The 23,807-nt window shown below is 71.7% G+C and carries 21 protein-coding genes and 4 riboswitches; of the genes, 11 read left to right on the forward strand and 10 right to left on the reverse strand.

Annotation, left to right across the window (positions count from 1 at the left end):
- Nucleotide 1: 1 nt before the first annotated feature.
- Nucleotides 2-949 (reverse strand): LPXTG cell wall anchor domain-containing protein, encoded by a 948-nt coding sequence (locus EV382_RS11870; protein ID WP_130401624.1) that lies wholly within the window; start codon nt 947-949, stop codon nt 2-4.
- Entirely contained in the window at nt 946-3,636 is a 2,691-nt protein-coding gene (locus EV382_RS11875) for a prenyltransferase/squalene oxidase repeat-containing protein (protein ID WP_130401625.1), read from the reverse strand. The genes EV382_RS11870 and EV382_RS11875 overlap by 4 nt, the downstream gene beginning before the upstream one ends.
- 139 nt (nt 3,637-3,775) lie before the next feature.
- A riboswitch (cobalamin riboswitch) is annotated at nt 3,776-3,891 on the reverse strand.
- A 67-nt stretch (nt 3,892-3,958) separates the two neighbouring features.
- Nucleotides 3,959-4,081: riboswitch (cobalamin riboswitch) on the forward strand.
- Between the two features lie 104 nt (nt 4,082-4,185).
- Between EV382_RS11875 and EV382_RS33790 the strand changes: the two genes are divergently transcribed.
- Nucleotides 4,186-5,619, forward strand: a complete 1,434-nt coding sequence (locus EV382_RS33790; protein ID WP_130401626.1) for a prenyltransferase/squalene oxidase repeat-containing protein — start codon at nt 4,186-4,188, stop codon at nt 5,617-5,619.
- Between the two features lie 63 nt (nt 5,620-5,682).
- On the opposite strand, the gene EV382_RS11885 is transcribed toward EV382_RS33790, so the two are convergent.
- Both EV382_RS11885 and EV382_RS11890 read right to left on the reverse strand, forming a co-directional pair.
- Nucleotides 5,683-6,468, reverse strand: a complete 786-nt coding sequence (locus tag EV382_RS11885) for a HoxN/HupN/NixA family nickel/cobalt transporter (protein WP_130401627.1) — start codon at nt 6,466-6,468, stop codon at nt 5,683-5,685.
- On the reverse strand, nt 6,465-7,181 hold the full coding sequence (locus tag EV382_RS11890; protein ID WP_130401628.1) for a hypothetical protein: 717 nt from the start codon (nt 7,179-7,181) through the stop codon (nt 6,465-6,467). Before EV382_RS11890 ends, EV382_RS11885 begins: the two co-directional genes overlap by 4 nt.
- Before the next feature lie 305 nt (nt 7,182-7,486).
- Here EV382_RS11890 and EV382_RS33390 point away from each other — a divergent pair, with 305 nt between their 5' ends.
- The 5 genes from EV382_RS33390 to EV382_RS11915 are packed head-to-tail and all read left to right on the forward strand — an operon-like array spanning nt 7,487 to nt 12,629.
- Nucleotides 7,487-9,085, forward strand: a complete 1,599-nt coding sequence (locus EV382_RS33390; protein WP_244236637.1) for an ABC transporter substrate-binding protein — start codon at nt 7,487-7,489, stop codon at nt 9,083-9,085.
- Nucleotides 9,055-10,074 (forward strand): ABC transporter permease, encoded by a 1,020-nt coding sequence (locus tag EV382_RS11900; RefSeq protein ID WP_244236638.1) that lies wholly within the window; start codon nt 9,055-9,057, stop codon nt 10,072-10,074. The genes EV382_RS33390 and EV382_RS11900 overlap by 31 nt, the downstream gene beginning before the upstream one ends.
- Entirely contained in the window at nt 10,067-10,951 is an 885-nt protein-coding gene (locus EV382_RS11905; protein WP_130401629.1) for an ABC transporter permease, read from the forward strand. The genes EV382_RS11900 and EV382_RS11905 overlap by 8 nt, the downstream gene beginning before the upstream one ends.
- Nucleotides 10,948-11,952: an ABC transporter ATP-binding protein gene (locus EV382_RS11910; RefSeq protein WP_130401630.1), complete on the forward strand. Its 1,005-nt coding sequence runs from the start codon at nt 10,948-10,950 to the stop codon at nt 11,950-11,952. Before EV382_RS11905 ends, EV382_RS11910 begins: the two co-directional genes overlap by 4 nt.
- Nucleotides 11,949-12,629 (forward strand): ABC transporter ATP-binding protein, encoded by a 681-nt coding sequence (locus EV382_RS11915; protein ID WP_244236639.1) that lies wholly within the window; start codon nt 11,949-11,951, stop codon nt 12,627-12,629. Before EV382_RS11910 ends, EV382_RS11915 begins: the two co-directional genes overlap by 4 nt.
- A gap of 110 nt (nt 12,630-12,739) precedes the next feature.
- Here EV382_RS11915 and EV382_RS11920 read toward each other — a convergent pair whose 3' ends face one another.
- Nucleotides 12,740-13,000: a superoxide dismutase gene (locus tag EV382_RS11920; protein WP_130401632.1), complete on the reverse strand. Its 261-nt coding sequence runs from the start codon at nt 12,998-13,000 to the stop codon at nt 12,740-12,742.
- A gap of 7 nt (nt 13,001-13,007) precedes the next feature.
- Complete coding sequence (locus EV382_RS11925) at nt 13,008-13,388, reverse strand: superoxide dismutase (protein ID WP_244236640.1); 381 nt, start codon at nt 13,386-13,388, stop codon at nt 13,008-13,010.
- A 142-nt stretch (nt 13,389-13,530) separates the two neighbouring features.
- A riboswitch (cobalamin riboswitch) is annotated at nt 13,531-13,747 on the forward strand.
- 119 nt (nt 13,748-13,866) lie between these two features.
- Between EV382_RS11925 and metE the strand changes: the two genes are divergently transcribed.
- Nucleotides 13,867-16,131, forward strand: coding sequence for a 5-methyltetrahydropteroyltriglutamate--homocysteine S-methyltransferase (gene metE, locus EV382_RS11930; RefSeq protein WP_130401633.1), 2,265 nt, complete (start codon nt 13,867-13,869; stop codon nt 16,129-16,131).
- Between the two features lie 81 nt (nt 16,132-16,212).
- On the opposite strand, the gene EV382_RS11935 is transcribed toward metE, so the two are convergent.
- Entirely contained in the window at nt 16,213-16,725 is a 513-nt protein-coding gene (locus EV382_RS11935; RefSeq protein WP_130401634.1) for an acyl-CoA thioesterase, read from the reverse strand.
- A 129-nt stretch (nt 16,726-16,854) separates the two neighbouring features.
- Nucleotides 16,855-17,069, reverse strand: a riboswitch (cobalamin riboswitch).
- 51 nt (nt 17,070-17,120) lie between these two features.
- The gene (locus EV382_RS11940) at nt 17,121-18,119 is read right to left on the reverse strand and encodes a zinc-dependent alcohol dehydrogenase family protein (protein ID WP_208758382.1); all 999 of its coding nucleotides are present in this window, start codon (nt 18,117-18,119) and stop codon (nt 17,121-17,123) included.
- A gap of 169 nt (nt 18,120-18,288) precedes the next feature.
- On the opposite strand from EV382_RS11940, the gene EV382_RS11945 reads away from it, so the two are divergent.
- The 4 genes from EV382_RS11945 (at nt 18,289) to EV382_RS11960 (ending at nt 22,297) form a co-directional block, all read left to right on the forward strand.
- Entirely contained in the window at nt 18,289-18,891 is a 603-nt protein-coding gene (locus EV382_RS11945; protein WP_130401635.1) for a copper chaperone PCu(A)C, read from the forward strand.
- Between the two features lie 23 nt (nt 18,892-18,914).
- Nucleotides 18,915-20,123, forward strand: coding sequence for a Dyp-type peroxidase (locus EV382_RS11950; protein ID WP_208758383.1), 1,209 nt, complete (start codon nt 18,915-18,917; stop codon nt 20,121-20,123).
- Nucleotides 20,120-20,677: a copper resistance CopC family protein gene (locus tag EV382_RS11955; RefSeq protein ID WP_130401637.1), complete on the forward strand. Its 558-nt coding sequence runs from the start codon at nt 20,120-20,122 to the stop codon at nt 20,675-20,677. The genes EV382_RS11950 and EV382_RS11955 overlap by 4 nt, the downstream gene beginning before the upstream one ends.
- Before the next feature lie 144 nt (nt 20,678-20,821).
- Nucleotides 20,822-22,297 (forward strand): PepSY-associated TM helix domain-containing protein, encoded by a 1,476-nt coding sequence (locus tag EV382_RS11960; RefSeq protein WP_130401638.1) that lies wholly within the window; start codon nt 20,822-20,824, stop codon nt 22,295-22,297.
- A 66-nt stretch (nt 22,298-22,363) separates the two neighbouring features.
- On the opposite strand, the gene EV382_RS11965 is transcribed toward EV382_RS11960, so the two are convergent.
- On the reverse strand, nt 22,364-23,497 hold the full coding sequence (locus tag EV382_RS11965; RefSeq protein WP_130401639.1) for a cupin domain-containing protein: 1,134 nt from the start codon (nt 23,495-23,497) through the stop codon (nt 22,364-22,366).
- A 13-nt stretch (nt 23,498-23,510) separates the two neighbouring features.
- Entirely contained in the window at nt 23,511-23,771 is a 261-nt protein-coding gene (locus tag EV382_RS11970; RefSeq protein ID WP_130401640.1) for a hypothetical protein, read from the reverse strand.
- Between the last annotated feature and the right edge of the window lie 36 nt (nt 23,772-23,807).

The following is a 23,807-nucleotide window of genomic DNA, read 5'->3' on the forward strand; positions in this document are numbered from 1 at the left end:
GTCAGGCGCGGCGGCGGCGCCAGCCGACGACACCGCCAGCGAGCGCGAGCAGGGCCAGCAGTCCGACCGTGATCAGTGCCGGCCGCGCCGAACCGGTGTCCTGACGAGCTGCCGTCGCGGTCGGTTCGGCGTCGAGCACGCGTGGTCCGTCGGCGGTGGCGCTCGGCGGCAGGGGCGGCCCTCCCGCTGCCGGCGTGGTCTCGCCGACCGAGGGCGTCGGCGTACCACTGATCGGGCCCAGCGTCGGTGCTCCCGCCGGCGGGAGGCCGGGCGGAGGGTTGCCGACGCCGGGATCGACGGGCGGCGGGTTGCCAGCCCCCGGAAGGTTGCCAGCGCCCGGTGGATTTCCGCTGCCCGGCTGAGCCGGGGTGGGCGCGGCGGGGGGCGGAGCCGTGGTGGCGGTGCCTGTCGGTTTGCCGTTGCGGGCTCGGACGCTGTCCGGACTGAACCGGGGCCGCCCCTCGGTGCCGCCGATGTCGGTCGCCCCGAAGATCCACAGGTCGACGCTGCCGGGCTTGGGCTTGTAGCTCATCGCGCCGAGTTGGCTGTAGACCCAGGTGTTCTGCCCCGGGTCGGCGTGCCAGTACGACCAGTACGCGCTGGCCGGCGGGGTGAGACCACATCTCTCGGTGGCCGGGGTGGGGTACTGCGTACCGCCCTGGTGACCCGCGTAGCCGATCCGGCAGATGAACGCGGGCCCATCGTGCTGCGTCCCGGTGGTGCGCCAGCCACCCTGGTTGAGCAGTTGGTAACCGGTGGTCGGGGTGGTGCCGCAGGACCGCAGGAGTGGTCCGCCCCACTTGCTGAAGTCGACCGCGAGGATCACCCCGGACGACGTGGTGCACTGGCCGATCGGCAGCGGGTCGGCCAACGCGGGCGCGGGTGTCCCCGCCACCACCGCGACGATCGACAGGGCCACCACCGACGGGAGCCACCTGCGGGCCGTCACGAGGCACCGCCATCGCCGGCCACCGAGCGCCGACGGGCGGAGATCCGCAGCAGGACGCCGGCGACGACAAGCACCAGCGCCAGCAGGATGACTGTCGCGATGGACGCGCCGGTGCGGGGCAGGTTGCCCGACGGCTGCCCCACGTTGCTCGGCGATGGCGGGGTCAGGCTCGTCGACGGGAGCGGCGACTGACTCGCGGTCGGTGTCGCAGTCGCGGTGGGTGTCGCGGTCGGCGTTGGCGTCGGTGAGCCGGTCGGGTCCGTGCCGGGCAGTTCGTGCACGTCGCGGGTCAGGGTGGCGAACGAGATGCCGGTGGCACCGCCGACGACCTGCGTGGACGCGCGCACGTTCGATTCCGGCTCGCCCTCGACCGCGACCCTGAACCCGCCATCGTCATTCTGCTTGCCAGCGAGGAAGGACAGGGCCTTGTCGAGCTGAGCCGCGTACGTGGTGCCGCGCAGGGTGAGGCCCTGGATCGCGAGCGCCGTGGAGTTGGTGGAGTCGCCGGCTGCGCCGGGGAACCCGCCGTGCGCCTTCTGGGTCGAGGCGATCCAGGTCAGCGCCTTGTCGACGGCGCTGACCGCGGCCGGGTCGTCGGTCAACGGCGCGAGGGCCATCGCGGCCATCGCGGTGCTGTCGACGTCCTTGTCGGCGTCTGCCGCCGGGATGAGGCTGGGGAACGATCCGTCGGTGCGCTGGAGTCCCTTGAGGAACTCGACCGGCCTGGTGGCGGCCTCGCCCTGGCCGGCGCGCAGCTGCGCCATGATGCCGAGCGACTGCCCGAACACCGACGTGGCGTACCGATAGTTGCCGGCCCCGGCGCAGCCGGTCGGCGCGTCGCCCCTGGTGCAGGTCACGTCACCCAACGCGGCGATCAGGTCGTGTCCACCGAACGACCGTGGGTCGTAGCCGGTGACCTGGGCCAGCAACGCCATCTTCCCGATCGCGCCGCCGACGGCGTAGTCGGTGCCGACGCCCAACCACATGTCGACGGTGAAGCCGTTGTCGCCAACCGCGCCGCCGCCACGCAGGAACTCGACGATCGCCCGCAGCTTGGTGTCGTCCCCGCCGGTGGCGGCCAGGGCGTAGGCACCATCGATACTCAACCCGAAGTCGGGGAAGCCCGGGAACGACTCGTAGTACCTGCCGTCGATCAGGTTGCCCGGCGCGACGAGGTAGGCCACCCCCTTGACCAGATCGGGTCGCGGCCCGACCGGCGGCGGCGCACCCAGGGTGGCGAGATTCTTACCGGCCAGGGCGAGCGCCGCAGCGGCGGTGGCGGCCAGGTCCGCGTCCGGGTTGCTCGGGTCGGGGCTGAGCCCACCGCCGGTGACGATCCGGCTGACCAGCAGGCCGGTGGCGGCGGCGGCCCGGTCGGCGAGACCGAGTACGGCGAGCGCCTGCGCGGCGTGCCCGGTGGGATAGGTCTCGCTGAAGCCCGCTCCGGTCCATGGCTGGTACCCACCGTCCGGCTCCTGCGCCGCGGCCAGGAACGCCTTGGCCGAACTCAACGCCGCGTCGTGCCCGCCGAGCGTGTGCATCGCCAGGACCGCCAGCGTCGTGGCCGCGAGGTCCGGGTCACAGGCGTCGGTGGGGCTGCGCCACACACCGGCGAAGGCACCGGTCGCGCACTGCTGCTCGGTCAGTCGGGTGACGGTCGCGGCCGGCGGGGTGACGCCGGCCCGCTTGAGCGCGAGCAGAGCGGTCGCGTGGGTCAGGGGATCACTCGATCCGGCGAAGTCGCCGGCGGTGGCGCAGCCGGCGTCGACGTCGATCGCGGTACACACGCGGTCGATGAGCGTGGCGATCAGATCCCGGTCACCGAACGCGCGCGGATCGCCGCCGGTGATGGTCAGCAGGAGCGCGAGGTTGGCGACGTTGGCGATGTGGGGTGCGGCGGTGGCACCGTTCGGGAAGATGACGGCATCGACGTGCGCCCGCAGGTGATCGACGATCTTGGTGATGGTCTGGTCCTGCCCACCGGTCCCGGCCAGGGCGGTGGCGACAGCGATGGTCCGGTAGTAGTCGACGAAACCGTTGTCCACGTGGTCGCCGTCGACGAGCTGCCCCACCAGGTAGCTCGCCACCGCCTTGACCTGCGCTTCCGTCGGTCGCGTCGGCACGGGCGTCGAGGTCGGGGTCGCCGTCGGCGTCGGGGTGGCGGTCGGCGTCGGGCCGCTCGCGCGTACCGACGCGGGGGTGAAGCTCGGCGCCCCGGTGGTGCCGCCGATGTCGGTGCCGCCGAAGACCCACGCCTCGACCTCACCCGGGCCGGGCCGCTGGGCCATCGCGCCGAGTGGACTGTAGGTCCAGTGGTCCTGCCCGGCCGGGGCGATCCAGTAGGACCAGTAGGCCGACGCCGGCGGGGTCAACTGGCACGCCTCGTCGGCCGGCGTCGGGTGCTCGGCACCGGTGTCGAAGGCGGGCGACCCGATCCGGCAGATGAACCCGGGGCCGTCGTGGGCGGTACCCGTGGTGGTGAAGCCCGCCTCGTGCAGCAGGTCCAGGCCGGTGGTCGGGGTGGCGTCGCAGCCGCGCAACAGCGGCCCACCCCACGCGCCGAAGTCGACCGCGACGATCGCGCCGTGGGTCGGGGTGCAGGACTCCAGCGGGTCGGCGATCGCCGCACGAGTCGGCACCACGAGCGTCAACGCGCCCAGCATCACCGCAGCGGCGACGGCCGCCATCCATCCCGTGGGCACACGCGACGTTCGACTGACCAGTGGGGACATGGCGACTCTCTCGGGGGCTAGCGGCGCAGGCGCGGACGCGGACCCCGAGGACAACCCCCGGAAACCTGGCTCCGCGCCGTGTACCTCGACGGCGCTGCGGTGCACTATCCAGCCAGGTAATCCGACTCGTCCCGGTAACGGGACCTACGGCTGCGGGCCAGCGCCGGACTTTGACCGGCTTCCCCTGACTGCTGGATCGCGGCCATCGGACCACAACCGCGACCACCGCGTCAACGCAAGACCGTGTCATGTACCTAACAGCGCGCGGTAGGGCTCTCCTCCCATACGGTGACCGCGTCATCGCGTGGGGGAACCCGGTGGGAATCCGGGGCTGACGCGCAACGGTGAGGACGGTCCGCCCGTCCCGAGCCCGACTACCCACGTGGTGACGCAGCACCTGCGGTATCCGTCCCACGCGTCCTGCGGCCGGCCCGCCCCGCTCCCGCCGGCGCGCGCCGGGCTCCGGGTCGAGGCAGCCGTGCCCCGTACCCCCAAGGAGCCCTGATGTCCTCGCGTCTTTCCTCCGGTCGTCGCCGCAGACGCCTCGCGGCCGTTCCCGCCGCCGCGCTGATCGCCACGGTCGTGGCGGTCGCGGGCGGCGCCGCACCGGCCGCCGCAACCTCGACCGCCGCGCAGATCGCCACCGCCAAGACCAACGGCGTCGCCTACCTGCGTACCCTGCAGGCCGCCGACGGCAGCTACGCCAGCGGCGGACTGTCGAACGAGTGGGCGTTCAGCGCGTTCGCCCCCGCCGGCGTCGCGGCGGTGGACGTCTACCCCTCCGGCGACACGACCAAGAACGCCCGCACCGTCTACCGCAACCAACTCTCCGCCGCGTCCTGGCCGAGCACCGCGCCCGTCGTCACCGACTACGAGCGTGGCGTTCTGAACGCCTACGCCGCCGGCATCGACCCTGCCCGGGTCTCCTCCGCCCGTAACCTGATCGCCGACACCATCGCGTACTGGCAGACCGGATCGGCCGGCTACTACGGACCGCCGGCGAACTTTAACGGCACCATCTTCGCCACCCTGGCCCTGGCCGGCGCGAAGACCCAGACCGGTGCCGCCCGCGTGCCGCAGGCGCTGCTCAACCTGTCGGTTACCCGGATCCGCAACAACCAGCACAACGATGGCGGCTGGACCTTCAGCCAGGCCGAGGGCAACCCCACCCAACTCGCCGCCGCCAGCGACATCGACATGACCGGCGCAGCCATGGCCGCCCTTTGTGCCGCCGGAGTGCCCAACACCGACACCGACGTCGTCCAGGCGAAGAACTTCCTCAAGGGCAAGCTCGTCAACGCGTCGGGCGCGTTCACCTCGATGTTCGGTGTGAACACCGACTCGAACGCGTGGGCCGTCTCCGGGCTGAACGCCTGCGGCATCCCGAGCCAGGGCACCGACTTCACCACCACGGCCGGAAAGACGCCGATCGACTTCCTCCGCGCGCAGCAGCTGAGCGGCGGTGGGTTCAAGTACCTCACCACCAACACCACCCCATCGACGTACGCCTCGATCGACGCGGTGCGGGCCCTGGCCGGCGCGGGCTACACCGCCGCTCCCCCGACCCCGGTCACCGCCGGCGCGCCCACCTGGGTCGCGGCGAGTGGGTTCACCGCCGGCACCGCCTCCCGGCTCGCCGTGATCATCGACAACGGCAGCGGCAGCATCACGCCGTGCGCGGTCACGCTGACGCCGACCGCCGCCACCACCACCCTCGGCGCCGTGCTGGACGCCGCCGTCGGCGCGTCCGCCCCCAGCGGCTGCGTCACCGCCCTCAACCCGACCAGCGGCACCGGCACCATCACCTCGATCAATGGCCTAGCCAATAGCGGCTCCTCCACCTGGAAGGTGTCCCGCGACGGCAGCACCCTGACCACCGCGACCCGCGGCACGACAGTGACCGTCGGCGACACCATCTACCTTCGCTACGGCGTCTGACCGTCGGGCAGTGGCGTGGTCAGTGGCGGCCGAGCCGCCGCTGACCACGCTCTCGCCGGTTGCTCAGGCGAGGGTGACGAGGTGGATCGCGGCGACGGTGACGAGACCCGCGCCGAACAGCGTGATGCCGCTGGCGGCAAGGACGGGCGCCACCCGGGTGGCCAGACCGAGAATGGGGCGGGACTGTGCGCCCCGGGTGACCAGTGAGCTACCGGCGACCGCGAGGACCCCGACGCCGAAGAGCACCACGGCCATGCCCAGGCCGAACGTCAGGACCAGCAGCAGGGCGAAGCCGGCGCGACCGATGAACAACCCGGTCGCCAGTACCAGGAACGCGGCCGGGGACGGGGTCAGCCCGCCGGAGATGCCGAGCAGGAACAGTCCGGGGCGTTTGCCGTGCCCATGACTGTGGGTGTGGTCATGACTGTGGCCGTGACCGTGGCTGTGGCTGTGGCCGTGGCCGTGGCCGGCGGCGTGCAGGTGCCGGCGCACCATCCACAGACCGGTGGCCAGGACGATCAGACCGGCACCGAGTTGCAGCCAACTCGTGAGTTCCTGCATCCGGATCACCTCGGAGAGGGACAGGAACGTCCACGCCACGCCGATCACCAGGACCGACAGCGTGTGCATGACGGCCACCGATCCACCCAGCCAGGCGGCGTCCCGGATCCGGCCGCGCGAGCCGGCGAGGTAGGCGGCGGCCAGGCTCTTGCCGTGCCCGGGGGCCACCGCGTGGCCCGCACCGGCGGCGAAGGCGAGCACGAACGCGAGTGGGGGTACGCCCGGCGAGTTGATGAGGTCCTGCATCTGGTCCGACAGGGACGCGGAGAGGACTGCGGTCGCGGTCATGTCACCGCCCGCCGTCGTCGCAGCCGCCGCAGGACGAGCAGCGCCCCGATCGTGACCAGCAGCGCACCAGCGGCGACGGCGGCGAGTTGGACGGCGGCACTACGGCCGCGGGTCGTGGTACCGACGGCCGGCGTACCACCGGTGAGGGTCCAGTCGTGGGAGTCCTCGCCGGAGCCGTACACCGCGCGTTGCCCGCCGGGGCCGGTCGCCATCGCCCGGTAGGCGGGGTTGAGGTCGGTGAGCATCCGCACCGCGACCGTGACCGTGTCGACCGACCCCGGGCAGGTGTAGTCGACAGTCGCGCCGGTCCTCGCCAGGGCCTTGAGCGGTGCGACAGCGCCGAGGCAGGGCCGCGCCCCGTCGGTCACGGTGATCTGCTTGAGCAGGTACGCGGGGAACTGCTCGGAGGACGCGATCACGGCGGGGTCGGTCGTCCGGTAGTCGACCGCACCGTCGAGCAGGATGCGGTCGGCCGGCAGCAGGCCGAGCGAGACGCCGAGCAGTGTCAGGTCGTCGGGGCCGCCGACCCGCCACCGCACCCGCACGACGTCGGGCCGCTGCTCGTCGGGCGTGATGGACACGGTCTGCGGATCACCGAACGGGTGCGCCGCCGCCGGGGACGGTAGGGCGAGGACGGCTGCGGCGACGGCGAGGGCCCCCAGCGGGATCAGCGTCGCCGCGTGTCGTCGTCGCCGACGTCGATGCTGGGACAAGAGGGCTCCAGGATTGCGATTGCACGATTCGCGGCAACCCTGGCGACTGTCGGCAAACGCGCAGGTCCGGGCCGGTGTAGGGCGCAAAACAACAACATGAACAGTTCGTTGATCAACTCATTGGTGGGTGCAGGTGCGCGGGCGGCGGACACGCGCTCGGCCGTGGGTTCCGACGACCACACTCCCGTTCATGATGCAGACAACTCGCAATTGCCAATAAGTTGCAACTGTGCCACCGTGATCATCAACTGTTGCGGCTGCACCTGCACGCCCACGCCCCGTTCACCACACCACAGGAGCGTTCCGTGACCCGGATCCGTCCGACCTTCCGACGGCTCGTGGCGTCGACAGCAGCGGCCGGGATGCTCGTCCTCGCCGCCTGCTCGGCCCCGACCACTCCGGACAGCCCAGCCGGCGGCGCGACACTTGTCGTGGCCACCTCCGACGAGCCCGACGCACTGAACCCGGTGCTCAACTTCGGCGTCGACGGCGCCGCGCTGATCTTCGACGGGCTCGTTGCCCGCGACGGTGACAACCGCCTCGTCCCCGGGCTGGCCACGGCCCTGCCGACGGTGTCGCCGGACGGGCGCACCGTGACCGCCAAACTGCGTGACGGGGTGCAGTTCCACGACGGCACCACGCTGAGCGCGGCGGACGTCGCCTTCACCTACCAGGCGGTGCTGGACCCGAAGGTGGACTCCACTCTCCGCTCCGACCTGGACATGGTGGAGTCGGTGACCGCACCCGACGCGGCAACCGTCGTGTTCCGGCTGCGCTACCCGTACGCGCCGTTCCTGCAGCGACTCACCCTCGGCATCGTGCCGTCGAAGCTGCTCAGCGGACAGGACATCAACACCACCGGGTTCAACCGGAAGCCGATCGGGACCGGGCCGTACAAGGTCGAGTCCTGGACGCCAGGTGACCGGCTGGTGCTCACCGCGAACGAACGCTACTTCGGTGGCCGGCCGGCGAACAACCGGGTCGTGGTGGCGTTCGTGGCCGACGACAACGTCCGCGCCCAGCGGATGCGGGCCGGCGAGTTCGACGCCGCCGAGCTGCCGCCGAAGCTCGCCTCCGGGTTCGACGCGGACACCACGTACCGGGTGCAGCGGGTGCCGACCGCCGACTACCGGGGCGTTATGCTGCCGATGGGCAACCCGGTCCTCGCCGACCCGGCGGTCCGCCGGGCGCTCAACCTCGCCGTCGACCGGGCCGCGATGGTGTCCGGAATCCTCGGTGGCGCCGGCGAGCCGGCGTTCGGACCGGTCCCCCCGACCTCCGAGTTCGCCGACCCTTCGACCGTCGGCACGCCGACCGCCGACGCGACGGCGGCGGGCGCGCTGCTCGACGCGGCCGGATGGAGGCCCGGTTCGGGTGGGGTGCGGGCCAAGGACGGCCGGCCGGCCCGGTTCACGCTGATGTACCCGGCGACCGACACCCTGCGCAAGGACCTGGCCCTGGCCGTCACCGCCGACGCGAAGAAGATCGGCATCGAGGTCACCCCGGCCGGCCTCACCTGGGACGCCATCGATCCGCGGATGAAGTCCGACGCCCTGCTGATGGGCTACGGCACGCCGTACGACCCGGACTTCGTCTCGTACAAGCTGTTCAGCTCCCAGTTCGCGGGGCAGGGCTACTTCAACCCTGGCTCGTACCGCTCCGAGGTGACGGACCGGGCCCTCCAGCAGGGCCGCGACCAGATCGACCCGGCCCTTCGCAAGGTCGCGTACGCGCAATTCCAGAAGCAGTTGGCCGCCGACGTGCCGTGGCTGTTCCTCACCTACCTACGGCACACCTACGTGCTGAAGTCCTCCGTCCAGGGCGCGACCCCCCGGGTCGAGGCGCACGAGCACGGGGTGGCGAACAGCATCTGGTGGAACATCGACACCTGGACGCGCTCGTGACCCGCTCCGGCCGACTGGCCGGGGCCGGGGCAGTGGTCCGACGTCGACTCCTGGTCGCCGTGCCGGTGCTCGCCGCGACAAGCGTCGGGATGTTCGCCCTGGGTGCCGCCTCACCTGTCGACCCGGCCAAGCAGTACGCGGGCGCGGCCGCCTTCACCGCCACCGAGGAGAACCTGGCGCAGATTCGCGCCAACTGGGGTGTCGACGACCCCCTGCCGGTGCAGTACCTGCGCTGGATCGGCAACCTGCTCCAGGGCGACCTGGGCTGGTCGACGAGCCGGCACGAACCGGTCGCCTCGGTGCTCGCCGCCCGGGCCGGCTGGACGTTGCTGCTGATCGGGGTCACCCTCGCCCTGGTCCTGGTCGCGAGCCTGCTGCTGGGCGCGCTGGCCGCGTACCGCAGGGGTGGGTTCTTCGATCGCGCGTTGCGGACGGCCGCCTACGCGGTCGAGTCGATGCCGGTCTTCTGGCTGGGCCTGGCCGCGATCGCCGTGTTCGCGCTGGCCCTGGGCTGGTTCCCGGCGGGCGGGCTCACCGACGTCACCGCGACCAGCACCTCCTGGGCCGACGTGGCGCACCACCTGATCCTGCCGGTCGGCGTGCTGGCCGTGTCCCAGGCACCGTGGTTCGTGCTGTTCGTCAGGGACGCGGTCGCGGAGAGCATGCGCGACGACCACGTGGTCGCGGCGCGGGCCCGCGGGTTGCCCGGGCGGACGGTGCTGTTCGGGCACGCGCTGCGGACCGCGCTGCTGCCGTTCCTCACCCTGATCGGCACCCACCTGCCTGAGCTGGTCGGCGGGGCGGTGCTGGTCGAGACGGTCTTCTCGCTGCCGGGCCTGGGCGCCGTCACGGTCGCCGCCGCGCTGGGCAGCGACTTCCCGCTGCTGGCGGCGATCACGCTGGTCACCACCGCGGTGGTGCTGGCCGCGAACCTCGTGACCGACCTCGCCTATGCCGCCGCCGACCCGAGGGTACGACTCGATGGCTGACCTCGCTGCCCGACCGCCGCTGCTCCACGTGGCCCGATCCCGGCTGCGGCTGCGACCTGGCCAGACCGGCGTCGTCATCGCCGGTCTGATCCTGCTGGTGGCCGTCGCCGGTTCGCTGCTCGCTCCGCTCCTCTGGCCGCTCGACCAGAGCGCGGTCGCGCTGGACCAGACCCGGTTGGCACCGTCCTGGGCCCACCTCGCCGGCACCGACGACCTGGGCCGGGACGTGGCGCACCGGGCCGTCTACGGGCTGCGGGTCTCGTTGCTCGTCGGCGCGGTCGCCGCGCTCGTGGCCACGGTTCTCGGGGGCGTGGTCGGCGGAATCGCCGGCACGCTCGGCGGCCGGGTCGACCGGATCCTGATGCGGATCGTGGACACCATCGCCGCGATGCCGCACCTGCTGCTGGGCGTCTTCATCGTCGCCATGCTGCGGCCCAGCCTCGGTGCCGTGATCGCCTCCGTCGGGCTCACCCACTGGCTCTCCACCGCCCGCATCGTCCGATCCGAGTTGTTGAGCCTGCGGACCCGACCGTTCATCGATGCCGCGATCAGCGGTGGGGCCGGCCGACTCCGGGTCCTCACCCGGCACCTGCTGCCGCACGTCCTGCCCCGGCTGGCGTTGGCCACCACCCTGATGATTCCGCACGCGGTGTGGCACGAGACCGCCCTGTCGTTCCTCGGCCTGGGCCTACCGCCGCACCTCGCCTCACTGGGCAACATGATCAATGACGGTCAGGGGTCGCTGCTGACCGGCGCCTGGTGGGCCAGCCTGGCACCGGGCGCGGTCATCGTCGTCGTCACCCTCGCCATCGCGGTCCTCGCCGCCCGCTGGCGCGACCGCCTCGATCCCCGGGTCCGAGCGGAGCTGCACCTGTGACCACCACCGAGTCCGTTCCCGCCCCGGCGTCGCCCCGCGCCGCCGCGGGTCAGCCGCTGCTCACCGTGGACGGCCTCGGCGTCGAGTTCCGACTCCGCGACACCACAGTGCGTGCCGTCGGCGACCTCAGCCTCACCGTCCGGGCCGGCGAACTGTTGGCCATCGTCGGCGAGTCCGGCTGCGGCAAGTCCGTCCTGGCCCACGCCCTGCTCGGCCTGCTGCCGGCCAACGCCACGACCACCGGCCACGCCGTCCTGCACGAGCCGGACAGCGAACCGGTCGACCTGATCACCTGCGGTCAACGCCACCTGGCCCGCAGGGTGCGTGGGCGCCGGGTCGGGCTGGTGCCGCAGAGCCCGGCCACCGCCCTGAACCCGGTGCGCACCGGACGCCGACTGCTCAGCGAGACGCTGCGGGCGCACGGCCGCGACCGCGCGGACACCGAGCAACTCGCGGTCGATGTCGGGCTCGACCCGGCGGATCTGGACCGCTACCCCCACGAACTCTCCGGTGGCATGGCACAACGTCTGGTCACCGCGCTCGCGCTGGCACCCGACCCGTCACTGCTCATCGCCGACGAGCCGACCACCGGCCTGGACCGACCCCTCGTCGACCACACCCTCGACCTGCTGAGACGTCGCTGCGACAACGGCTCGGCGGTCGTGCTCATCACGCACGACCTGGCTGCCGCGCAACGGGTCGCCGAGACCGTCGCCGTGATGTACGCCAGCCGCATCGTGGAACACCGCGACACCGACCAGCTCTTCGCCGCACCGGCCCACCCGTACGCCTCGGCGCTGCTCGACGCCCTGCCGGACCGGGCCTTCCGGGCGGTGCCGGGCGACCCGCCGATGCTCACCGCGCTGCCTCCGGGGTGCGCGTTCGCGCCCCGCTGCCCGCGCCGCACCGACACCTGCGCCGACCGACCTGAGCCGACACCGGTCGCCGGCGGCGGCACGGTGGCCTGCCACCACCCGATCCCCACGGGAGCCACCCCGTGACCAGCCCGCAGCACCTGCTCGCCGACGAAGTGACCGTCGGGTACGGCCACCAGGTCGTCCTCGACGGAGTCACAGTGCGGATCGGCCGCGGAGAGACGGTCGGACTGCGCGGGCCCTCCGGCTGCGGAAAGTCGACGCTGGTTCGGGTCCTGGCCCTGCTGCAGCGCCCCGATCAGGGTCGGGTCAGCATCGACGGCACCCCGGTCGACGGCACCCGGTACGCCGTACCGGTCGCCCTGCGGACCCGCGTCGCCGCTCTCTTCCAGAGCCCACGTGCCGCCGCCGACCCCCGACTGAGCCTCGCCGACCTGATCGCCGAACCGCTACGCGCCACCCGGACGCCCGAACCGACGGTCCGCGAACGGGTGGCCGAACTCGCCGACCTCGTCAGCCTCACCGCCGACCTGCGCAGCCGACGGCCACACGCCGTCTCCGACGGGCAACTACAACGCGCCTGCCTCGCCCGGGCCCTGGCTCACCGTCCCGACTACCTGCTCTGCGACGAGGCCACCGCGATGCTGGACGCCTCCACTCAGGCGCACGTCGCCGCCGTCATCCGCGACTACCAACGGACCCAGCAGGCCGGGGTCCTGGTCATCAGCCACGACCAGTCCCTGCTGGATCGCTGGAGCGACCGAATCGTCGACCTGGGCAATACGGCAGCCACACTGACCTGACGTGCCCGCTGACACACCGGTGCCGCCACGTCCCTCCAACCGGGCGAGCCGACGGCGGGCGTCGCTGATGTGTCCGCCGGGTTCCGCTCGAGGCGGAACCCGGCGGACAGTCATGCTGGCGGGGACTGCGCGGTCTCGGCCAGGAGCAGGGACAGCTCCCGGACCAGGTCATCCATCGACTGGCCGCTCTGCGCCTTGACCAGGCCGAGTGCGAGATCGGCCAGAAGGTAGAAGCCGAGAGTACGGGCCTGCTCAGAGCTGAACGCCGACATCAGCGCTTCAGCGCCGACGAGGTCACCACGGTGTTTGGCCGCGATGACCCCGGCCGCGCGTTGGACAATCTCGGCCGCTTCGGGGGTGTATCCGCTCACGCCGGAATCAGATCTTCGGGGTAGCGGCGCGGGCGGCGTCGAAACGCGAGATGACGTCGGACCAGTTGACCAGATTCCACAGCCGGTCCACGTAGTCCGGGCGGACGTTGCGGTACTGCAGGTAGTAGGCGTGCTCCCAGGCGTCGAACACCAGGATCGGAGTGGAGCCCTGCCCGACGTTGCCGTGGTGGTCGTAGACCTGCTCCACGATCAGCCGCTGGCTCAGCGGCTCCCAGGCCAGGACACCCCAGCCGGAACCCTGCACACCCTTGGTCGCCGCCGACAGTTGCCCGGCGAAGCCGTCGAAGGAGCCGAAGTGCTCGTCGATCGCGGCCGCCAACTCACCGTCGGGGCGGTCACCGCGGTCGGGCAGATTGTACACGGCCATGGGGTATGTCCTCTCAATACTGCCTCAGTATGGCTGTTGCCATCATTTTGCAACAAGGCTCGGGATGTCGTCAGAGGACCTGCCAACCCCCGCTGACTGATGCCGGTCGGTTGCCGCAAGCGGGGATCGACCAGAAGGATCTACGATGGTCGGCAGTGCTGGTTCGCCGCACCGTCAAGGCGCGGCGTCGTAAGAGGGAACCCGGTGGGAAACCGGGACTGCCCCGCAGCGGTGAGTGGGAACGACCACCGTCAAACGCACTGGACGCGTGAGCGTCTGGGAAGCGACGGCCAGTAGGAGATCGGTTCACGCCGGTCACGCCCGCGAGTCCGAAGACCTGCCCGCACCGCGTACGCGTCCGCGTACGCCGCCACCGGCCTCTCGGGAGGGCCTGGGCGAGGCCCGGTCGTCGGCCGGCGCCCTGCCGTTTCCTTCCCCTGTGGTCGGTGGTCGACCTCGAGGGAAGGACACCTGTTCCGTGACCACACCGTTCGGTCTGAGCACCGTGCTCGGCTATCCCCGCATCGGTCCGCACCGCGAACTCAAGCACGCCGTCGAGTCCTACTGGGCGGGCCGGATCGACGCGACCACCCTCCAGGACACCGCGGCCAGCCTCCGTGCCGAGGTGTGGCGCACACTGCGTGACGCCGGCCTGGACGCGGTTCCGTCGAACACGTTCTCGTTCTACGACCAGGTGCTCGACACCACCGTCCTGGTCGACGCGGTCCCGGACCGCTTCCGCCGCCTCGGTCTCGGAGACCTGGACACCTACTTCGCCATGGCACGCGGCACGGAGCGCGAGCCGGCACTGGAGCTGACGAAGTGGTTCGACACCAACTACCACTACCTGGTGCCGGAGATCAGCCCAGGCACAGCGTTCACCGCACGCCCGGACAAGGCGGTGCGGGAGTACGGCGAGGCGAAGGCGCTCGGCGTCACCACCAGGCCGGTGCTGGTCGGTCCGGCGACCTACCTCCTGCTGTCCAAGGCCACCGAGGACGCGCCGGAAGGGTTCCGGCCCTTCGACCGGCTCGACGACCTCATCGCTGTCTACGAGGACATCCTCGGTGCCCTGGCCGATGACGGCGTCGAATGGGTTCAGCTCGACGAACCCGCGTACGCCGCCGACCGCACCTCGGACGAGATCGCCGCGCTGCGCGCCGCGTACCGTCGGCTCGGCCTCCTGAAGCACCGGCCACGGTTGTTCGTCGCGACGTACTTCGGTGACCTCGGCGACGCGTTGCCGGCACTGCTGGGCACGCCGGTCGAGGCAGTCGGCATCGACCTCGTCGCCGGGCCGGGTAACCTGAACCGGCTCGCCGCCGCCGGCCCGCTGCACGGCAGGACGATCGTCGCCGGGCTGGTCGACGGACGCAACATCTGGCGCACCGACCTGCGCGCCGCCGCCGCAGCCGGCGCCGCGCTGACCGGCCTGGCCGACCACGTCACGGTGTCGACCTCGTGTTCCCTGCTGCACGTGCCGGTGGACCTCGCCGCCGAACCCGAACTCGATGAGGACCTGCGTGTGCGGCTCGCGTTCGCCCGGCAGAAGGTCGACGAGGTCGTCGCCCTGGGTCGCGCCCTGCGCGACGGTGTCGGCGTCCTGCCCCCTGCCCCGCCCGCGACCCCGGCAGCCTGGCGCAACGACGCAGTCCGAGCCCGGCTGGACGCGCTGCGGCCCGAACACGTACGACGGGGCCCGTACGCCCAACGGGCCGCCACCCAGCAGGCCCGACTGAACCTCCCACCGCTGCCCACCACCACCATCGGATCCTTCCCGCAGACCCCGGAGCTGCGGCAGGCTCGCGCGGCGCACCGGGCCGGTCGGCTCGACGACACCGGCTACGCCGAGCGGATGCGCGCCGAGGTCGCCCACGTCATCGCCGTGCAGGAACGACTCGGGCTGGACGTGCTGGTGCACGGCGAGCCGGAACGCAACGACATGGTGCAGTACTTCGGCGAACAGCTCGACGGATTCGCCGCCACAGCCAACGGCTGGGTGCAGTCGTACGGCTCCCGGTGCGTCCGCCCACCCATCATCTACGGCGACGTCACCCGGACCGGGCCGATGACCGTCGCCTGGTCCACCTATGCGCAGTCACTGACGAACCGACCGGTGAAGGGCATGCTCACCGGGCCGGTGACGATCCTGGCCTGGTCGTTCGTCCGCACCGACCAACCCCTCGCCGACACCGCCAACCAGGTCGCCCTCGCACTGCGCGACGAGGCCCGCGACCTGGAAGCCGCCGGCATCCGCATCATCCAGGTCGACGAACCCGCCCTACGGGAGACTCTGCCGCTGCGTCGGGCCGAGCAACGCGCCTACCTGGACTGGGCGGTCGGCGCGTTCCGGCTCGCCACCAGCGGGGTCGCCGACTCCACCCAGATCCACACCCATCTGTGCTACTCCGAGTTCGGCGAGGTCCTGCCCGCGATCGACGCCCTCGACGCCGACGTCACCAGCATCGAAGCGTCCCGGTCGAAGATGGAGATTCTCGACGATCTGCGCACCACCGGCTACGAACGGGGTGTCGGCCCTGGCGTGTACGACATCCACTCCCCCCGCGTGCCGGAACAGACGGAGATCACCGACGCGCTACGCCGCGCCGTCGCGGCGGTGCCCGCCGACCGACTCTGGGTCAACCCCGACTGCGGCCTCAAGACCCGCGGCTACCCGGAGGTCGAGCAGGCCCTGACCCGCCTCGTCAGCGGCGCCGCCGAGATCCGCAGCACGCTCACCTGAGCGCACGGTGGGGTGGCGGCACGCCGCCGCCCCACCGTGGCGTGCGACAACGCGCGTTCGACGCCCTCGTCCAAGCACGTTTCAGCCCTCCTCGGCGCCCTCGAGCAGCGCCCGCCGCAGCGCCAACCGGTGCTCCCGGCGGATCTCCGCCTCGCGGTACCGCCGCCGGTCCCCGTCGGTCTCGGGTAGCAGCGGTGGCACCGGGCGCGGCTGGCCGTCGTCGTCGATGGCGACCATGACCAGGTGCGCGGTGGCCACGTCGGTGGGCGGCACCGCCCGGTCCCACCGGTCGGCGGTCACCTTGACGGCCACCTCCATGGAGCTACGACCGGCCCAGGTGATCCGGGCGTCGACGTGCACGACGTCGCCGACCCGCACCGCACGCAGGAACGCCGTCTCGTCGATCGCGGCGGTCACCGCCGGCCCGTCGGAGTGCCGGGCGGCGACCACCCCGGCCACCGAGTCGATGAGGTTGAGGATCCGGCCGCCGTGGACCGTACCCATCAGGTTGGTGTGGTGCTGGTCCATGATCTGCGACAGGGTCAGGTGCGACGCCGATGGCGCTCGGCCGGCGGTCGTGGTCGTGTCGTGCACAGCGGTAGTCCGTCCCTCGGGAAACCACACCGCCGGATCACGGGCACACGCTGACGAGGACACACCGGCGCACGACGCGCGGCAGGTCACCCGCTCAGCCCACCCGCGAGGCCGACGGCAGCGCACACGGTCGTGTACGCAGCGCGGGCAGGTCTTCGGACTCGCGGGCCCGACCGGCTGCGCCGGTCCCCTACTGGCCGTCGCTTCCCAGGCCACTGGCCCAGTGCTGATGACGGCGGTCGTTCCCACTCACCGCTGCGGGGCAGCCCCGGATTCCCACCGGGTTCCCTCTTACGACGCCCGGCCAGCTCATGACCGGGCGAACCAGCGCCGTCGGCGAGCATAGCCGGTCTGCGGGGCGGTCCCTCACGACCCTGACATGAGGAATCCGCTGCTCAGTCGGCGACGTCCACGACGACCTTGCCCTCGGCGGCACCGTCGGCGACCAGGCGGTGGGCGTCCATGACCGTGTCGAGCGTGAACCGGCGCGCGTCCAGTCGGGGGCGCAGCGCACCGGCGTCGGCCATCGTCGCGATCTCGCGCAGGATGACACCGTGGTGTTCGCGGCCGCGCCCGGTGAGCATCGGCAGCAGGGTGAACACGCCGGAGTAGGTCGCGCCCCGGAACGACAGTGGGGCGAGCGAGTGGGAGCCCCAGCCCAGCGCGCTGACGACGTGCCCGTGGTAGGTGCGTACCGCCGCGAACGACGCGTCGAGCGTCGCGCCGCCGACGGTGTCCATGACGATGTCGAACCCCGCACCGCCGGTGTACCTCTCGACGTACTCCTCGACCGTGCTCGCGGTGTAGTCGATCGGCACGGCGCCCAGGCTCTCGATCACCCGCAGGCTCGCCGGCCCGCCCGTGGCGTACACCTCGGCGCCGCGCGCCCGGGCAAGCTGCACGCCCACGTGACCGACACCGCCGGCACCGCCGTGCACCAGCACCTTCTGCCCGGCGTGGACCCCGGCCCGGTCGACCAGCCCTTCCCAGGAGGTGACCGCCGCCAGCGGCAGGGCGGCGGCCTCCCGCATCGAGAGGCTTCCCGGCTTGTGGGCCAGCAACCGGGCGTCCACGGCGGCGTACTCGGCCAGCGAGCCCGGTAGGTCGCCGACGCCGCCGCACAGCCCGTACACCTCGTCTCCCGGCTGGAAGCCGGTCACCTCAGCGCCGACCGCCGCGACGACCCCGGCAAGGTCCAGGCCGAGCACCGCGGGCAGTTGGACACGTGCGTGCGCGGCCTTTCCGGCCTGGATCTTCGTGTCGAGTGGGTTGACCCCGCTGGCGACGACCCGCACCAGCACCTGGCCGGGCCCCGGGGCGGGGTCGTCGATCTCCTCGATCGTCAGCGGAGCGTCGAACTCCCGCAGCACCGCAGCACGCATAACCGTCCGCACTCTCCGTGATCGTGGTGTCACTGTGACGCTATCCGACCGAATCGCCGACCGGGCGGCTTCCCTGGTGGGCTGCCCCGCGTCCGTGCAGGGTTCCGCCTCATGACCGCCCGGAACTTTCCCCGTGGCGGGTCCGACCAACCTCCCAGCAGCAACCATCGGAGGAAGAACAATGCGCACCACCAGCCCAAACGTTTCACGCCGCAGCTCGGCCGCGATCCTCGCCGCCGCGATCCTGACGGTGGGCGCAGCCGGTTGCGGCTCGTCCGACTCTCCGTCGACCGCGCAGGCGGGCCCGTCCGCGTCGGCCTCGGCCAACCCGGACGCTGGGGTGCTCAGCATTCGTGACCCGTGGGTGAAGGCCGCCGACAAGGGGATGACGGCGGCTTTCGGGACCCTGGTCAACGACGGCGACAGCGATGTCACGGTGACCGGTGCCACGACCTCGCTGTCGCCGATGGAGCTGCACGAGATGACCATGAAGGACGGCACGATGGTCATGCAGGCCAAGCAGGGTGGCATCGTGATCAAGGCCAGGAGCACGCACGCCTTGGCGCCCGGTGGCGACCACCTCATGCTGATGAACCTCACCAAGCCCGTCCAGGCCGGCGACGAGTTGACCTTCACCTTGACCTTCGCCGACGGCAGGACCCAGCAGTTCCGGGCCGTGGCCAAGCCGTTCACCGGCGCACAGGAGAGCTACGCCCCCGGGCACGGCCAGCCCATGCCCGACATGAGCGCCACGCCGGAGACGAGCATGAGCCCGGCATCGTGACGCGGACACCACCTGTCCGGCCGGTGAGCAGGCGGGGCCTGCTCACCGGCGGGGCCCTGGCCGCCGGCGGAGCCCTCGCCGGCGGTGCCGCCATCGCCACGACCCGCACCGGCAGCGGCCAACCGCAGCCGGCTGCCGGCACCACGCCGGTGGCGAGCGTCGGCAACCTGGTCGAGCCGTTCCACGGCGTACGGCAGGCCGGCGTGGCCACCGAGCCGCAGGCGCACGCGTCCTTCGTGGCGCTGACCCTGCGGGCCGGCGTCGACCGGGCCGCGCTGGGGCGGATGCTGCGGCTGCTCACCGACGACGCCGCCCGGCTCACCCAGGGGCAGCCGGCCCTGGCCGACACCGAGGCCGAGCTCGGGCTGCTGCCCGCACGGTTGACCGTCACCTTCGGCTTCGGGCCCGGCCTCTACCGGGCGGCCGGCGTCGACGACCGCCGGCCGGCATCGGTGACCGACCTGCCGGCGTTCCGCATCGACCGGCTTCAACCGGCCTGGTCCGGCGGTGACCTGCTGCTGCAGATCTGCGCCGACGACGCGATCACCGTCGCCCACGCCCAGCGCGTGCTGATCAAGGACAGCCGACCGTTCGCCACCGTTCGGTGGGTCCAACAGGGCTTCCGGCGCAGCCCCGGCGTCGAGCCGGGCGGCCACACCCAACGCAACCTGTTCGGTCAGCTCGACGGCACCGCCAACCCCCGACCCGGCTCGCCCATGGACACCGCGCTCTGGGTGCCGGACGGCCCAGCGTGGCTGCGCGACAGCACCACGCTGGTGGTCCGGCGCATCAGCATGAACATGGAGACCTGGGACCTGCTCGGCCGCGCTGATCGCGAGCTCGCCGTCGGGCGCCGGCTCGACACCGGCGCCCCGCTCACCGGCACCACCGAACACGACGAACCCGACTTCGCCGCCACCGACGCCGACGGCCTCACCGTCATCCCCGACTTCTCGCATCTGACCCGCGCCCACGTCACCGACGACCGGCTGAAGATCCTGCGCCGGCCCTACAACTACGACGGCGTGCCGACAGCCGACGGCAGCGCCGACAGCGGCCTGATCTTCACCTCGTACCAGGCCGACATCGCCCGACAGTTCCTGCCCATCCAGCGCCGGCTGGCCGACCGCGACCTGCTCAACGAGTGGACCACACCGATCGGGTCCGCTGTCTTCGCCATCCCGCCCGGCTGTCCACCTGGCGGTTGGATCGGCGAGCAGGTGCTCGGATGACCGTGCCGCCGTCGCTCCCCATCGCCGTGCGGCTCGGCGCGGCGGTGCTCGCCGTCCTCGTGGCGGTGCTCGTTCCGGCCAACCCGGCCTGGGCGCACAACTCGCTCCGGACCGCCACGCCCGCCCAGGGCGCGACCCTGCCGAGCGCACCGACCGAGGTCACGCTCGAATTCAGGCAGCGGCTCGACCCGACCTTCAGCACGATCGTGCTCACCGACGCCGCCAAGCGGAAGCTTCCAACCGGCGAACCGGTGGTCACCGGCGCGACGAGCACGGTGCAGGTGACCGAGGCGCTACCGAACGGGACCTACACGGTCGCGTACCGGGTCGTCTCCGTCGACGGGCACCCGGTTCAGGGGTCGTATCCGTTCACGGTGGCCGATCCCACGTCCAGCGCCGCGCCGGTTGCCGCCGTCGGCGCGTCAGCGCCCGCAGTGCAGGCTGACCGTGGTCCGAGCGTCGGCGTACTCATCGCCGGTGCCGCGCTGGCCCTCCTCGTCCTGGCGACGGCTGGGCTGCGCTGGCGACGGGCGGCCCGACCCGACCGGTCGTGACGCCCGGTTCCCACTCCCCCAACCCTGGGAACCGCAGGCGTCTCTCCCCCGACTACCAGTCAGGGCCGAAGCGACACCTCACCGGGCGACCAGACCAGTACGGGAAGCACCTTCGCGCTTCCCGACTCTTCCGATCGGATCACCATGTCTCTCACCGAGTTGTCCGGCACGCCGACGCCGGAGCGCGCCACGACCACCGCGATGCCGACCCGACCGGGCCGGCGCACGTCACCGTTCGGTGCGTTGTTGCTACGGCTGCACTTCTACGCCGGCATTCTCGTCGCCCCGTTCCTGGTGGTCGCCGCGCTGACCGGCCTGGCCTACACCACCACCCCACAGCTCGACGCCGTCCTCTACGGCGACCAGCTGACCGTCGCCCAGGTGGGTGAGCGTCAGCTGCCGCTGGCCGAGCAGATCGGGGCCGCGCGCAACGCACACCCCGACGGCAGCATCACCACCGTGCAGCCCGGCGACGGCGACCAGACCACCAAGGTGGTGTTCTCCCTGCCCGAGCTTGGCGAGAACCAGCACACCGTCTACATCAATCCGTACACCGGCGAGTCCCAGGGGCAGCTCACCACCTGGTTCGGGTCCACTCCGATCACCACCTGGCTGGACGACCTGCACCGTCACCTGCACCTGGGCACGGTGGGCGAGCACTACTCCGAACTCGCCGCGAGCTGGCTGTGGGTGATGGCGCTTGGCGGGGTCGTCCTCTGGTGGCGGCGACGCGGCGCCGCCCGATCCGCCGCCCGGCATCTGCTCGTGCCGGACCTGTCCACAGGTAAGGGTGTGCGCCGTACCAGGGGGTGGCACGCCACCACCGGTATCTGGCTCACCGTCGGGCTCCTCTTCCTGTCGGTAACCGGTCTGACCTGGTCCCGCTATGCCGGTGCGAACTTCGCCACCGGTTTGGACGCGCTGAGTGCCCGCACTCCGGAGATCTCCACCAGCCTCACCGTCGACCCCACCACCCCAGCCGAGACCGGCGGGGGTCACGAGCACGGTGCCGCTGGGGCCGGCGGGGTCGTCGAGATGGCGGCCTTCGACCGGGTCCTGGCGGTGGCTCGCGGCGCGGGCCTCTCCGGTCCGGTCGAGATCACCCCCGCGCCGGGTCCAGGCTCCGCCTGGACCGTCACGCAGGTCGACAACACCTGGCCGGTCAAGAAGGACCGCATCGCTGTCGACCCGGCCTCCGGCACGGTCACCGCCCGCAGCGACTTCGCCGACTGGCCCCTACTGGCTCAACTGAGCGGCCTCGGCATCCAGGCCCACATGGGGATTCTCTTCGGCCTGGTCAACCAAATCCTGCTCGCCGCGCTCGCCCTCGGCCTGCTCTGCGTCATCCTCTGGGGCTACCGGATGTGGTGGCAACGCCGACCCACCCGCGCCGACCGCCGGGCGATCGCCGGCACCCCGCCAGCCCCCGGCGGCGTACGCGGCCTGCCGGTCTGGGCGCTGTTGATCGGCGTACCGGTGACCGTGGTGATCGGCTGGGCGCTGCCGCTGTTCGGGCTCACCCTGCTCGGCTTTCTCGTCATCGACGTCGTGGTGGGGGCGGTGGCTCGACGCCCACGGCCTGCCGCGACTCCCACCTCTCCCGCACCCGGGCGGAACTGAGCCATCGGTCCGGCCGTCCGTCCCGTGACGGACGGCCGGACGCGCACCGGAAGAACCCGCCCTCGCTCAGAGCACGACCTGCTTGGTGTTCGGCAGGCTGTCGACGATCGACTTCGGCACGTTGATCGTGTCGGCGATGATCTCGTGGGGCGTGTTGGCCATCCACTGCATCACCGAGATGTCCTCGAACCGGGGATGGCGGAACATCTCCAGGAACACCAACGGCACGTCGCCGGTGTTCTCGATGTAGTGGCCGTACGCGAAGGGGACGTAACCCACGTCGCCGGCCTGGAAGTCGAACGTCCGGGCGGCGGCCTGCGCCGCGAAGACTCCCATCCGCCCGGTGCCGGAGATGTAGTACTGCCACTCGTCGGTGGTGGGATGCCAGTGCAGTTCGCGCATCCCGCCCGGCTCGACCTCCACCAAGGCTGCGGAGGTGGTCACCGAGGCCGCAAAGTTGGTCGAGTCGGTGATCCGGACCGTTCCGCCCCGGAAGCGCTGCGGGGTCTGCGCGAGCATCCGGTGCTTGAAGCTTCGGGGGATGTCGCCGGTCGGGCTGACCACCCGGTCCTGGTGCAGCGGCGGTGGGACGTCGCCCTGGAAGATGTACTTCTCCCGTTCGGGCAGGTTCTCCATCTGTTCCAGGGTCCAGCCGAAGTTCTTTGCCAGGACATGCCTCGGGGTGTGCGCGAAGAAGTCGCTGAGCAGGAACGTGTTGTTCTCCGAGAACGCGCCGTCGTCGAAGACCAGCAGGAACTGCGCGCCGTCCTCCAACGCCTGGATGTTGTGCGGCACGCCCTGCGGAAAGAACCACAGATCGCCCGCCTTCACGTCCTCGATGAAGTTGCGTCCCTCGTGGTCGACGGCGCTGATCCGGCAACTGCCGCTGAGCATGTACGCCCACTCCGACTGCTGGTGCCAGTGGATCTCCCGGTACGCGCCCGGTTCGAGACCGAACTGGACGCCGGACAACTGACTGGCGATCGGGAGGTCGCGGCTGGTGACCTCGCGGGTCCAGCCGCCCTTCTCCACCCGGGTGTGCGCCTGCGAGAAGGAGAACTTGAGGTTGGGTACCAGCCTGCTGTCGGTGGTCGGCGGAACCAGGAGGTCCGGGTTCTGCCGTTCAAGCTCGACGTTACGGCCCGCGAAGGGCGCGCCGCCCTGGTCGCCGCGCCGCGGCTCGGGATCGCTGTTCGGCATGGACGCTGTCTCCTCACTCGGGTCGGATCGGATGGGGTGCGGGAACGGATCCGTCCCGCAGCCGTAGCCGGGGCGAGATCCCCAGCAGGGCACGCACTCCGGGCCAGCCGTACTGGACCGCGACCGCGACCGGGATCGCCACCGCGGTCGCCATCAGCACCAGGCGGGTCCACGCCGGAGCGTCACCACCCGCCCCGGTGCTGGCGAAGAGGATCACCATCAGCAGTACGCCCCGGAGCCGGTACCGACCGGGAAGTTCAGTGAGCTGGGCCATGATTCGATGATCGACGCGGCAGACCGACCGTCGCAT

It is taken from the genome of Micromonospora violae (assembly GCF_004217135.1).
Lineage (GTDB): Bacteria > Actinomycetota > Actinomycetes > Mycobacteriales > Micromonosporaceae > Micromonospora > Micromonospora violae.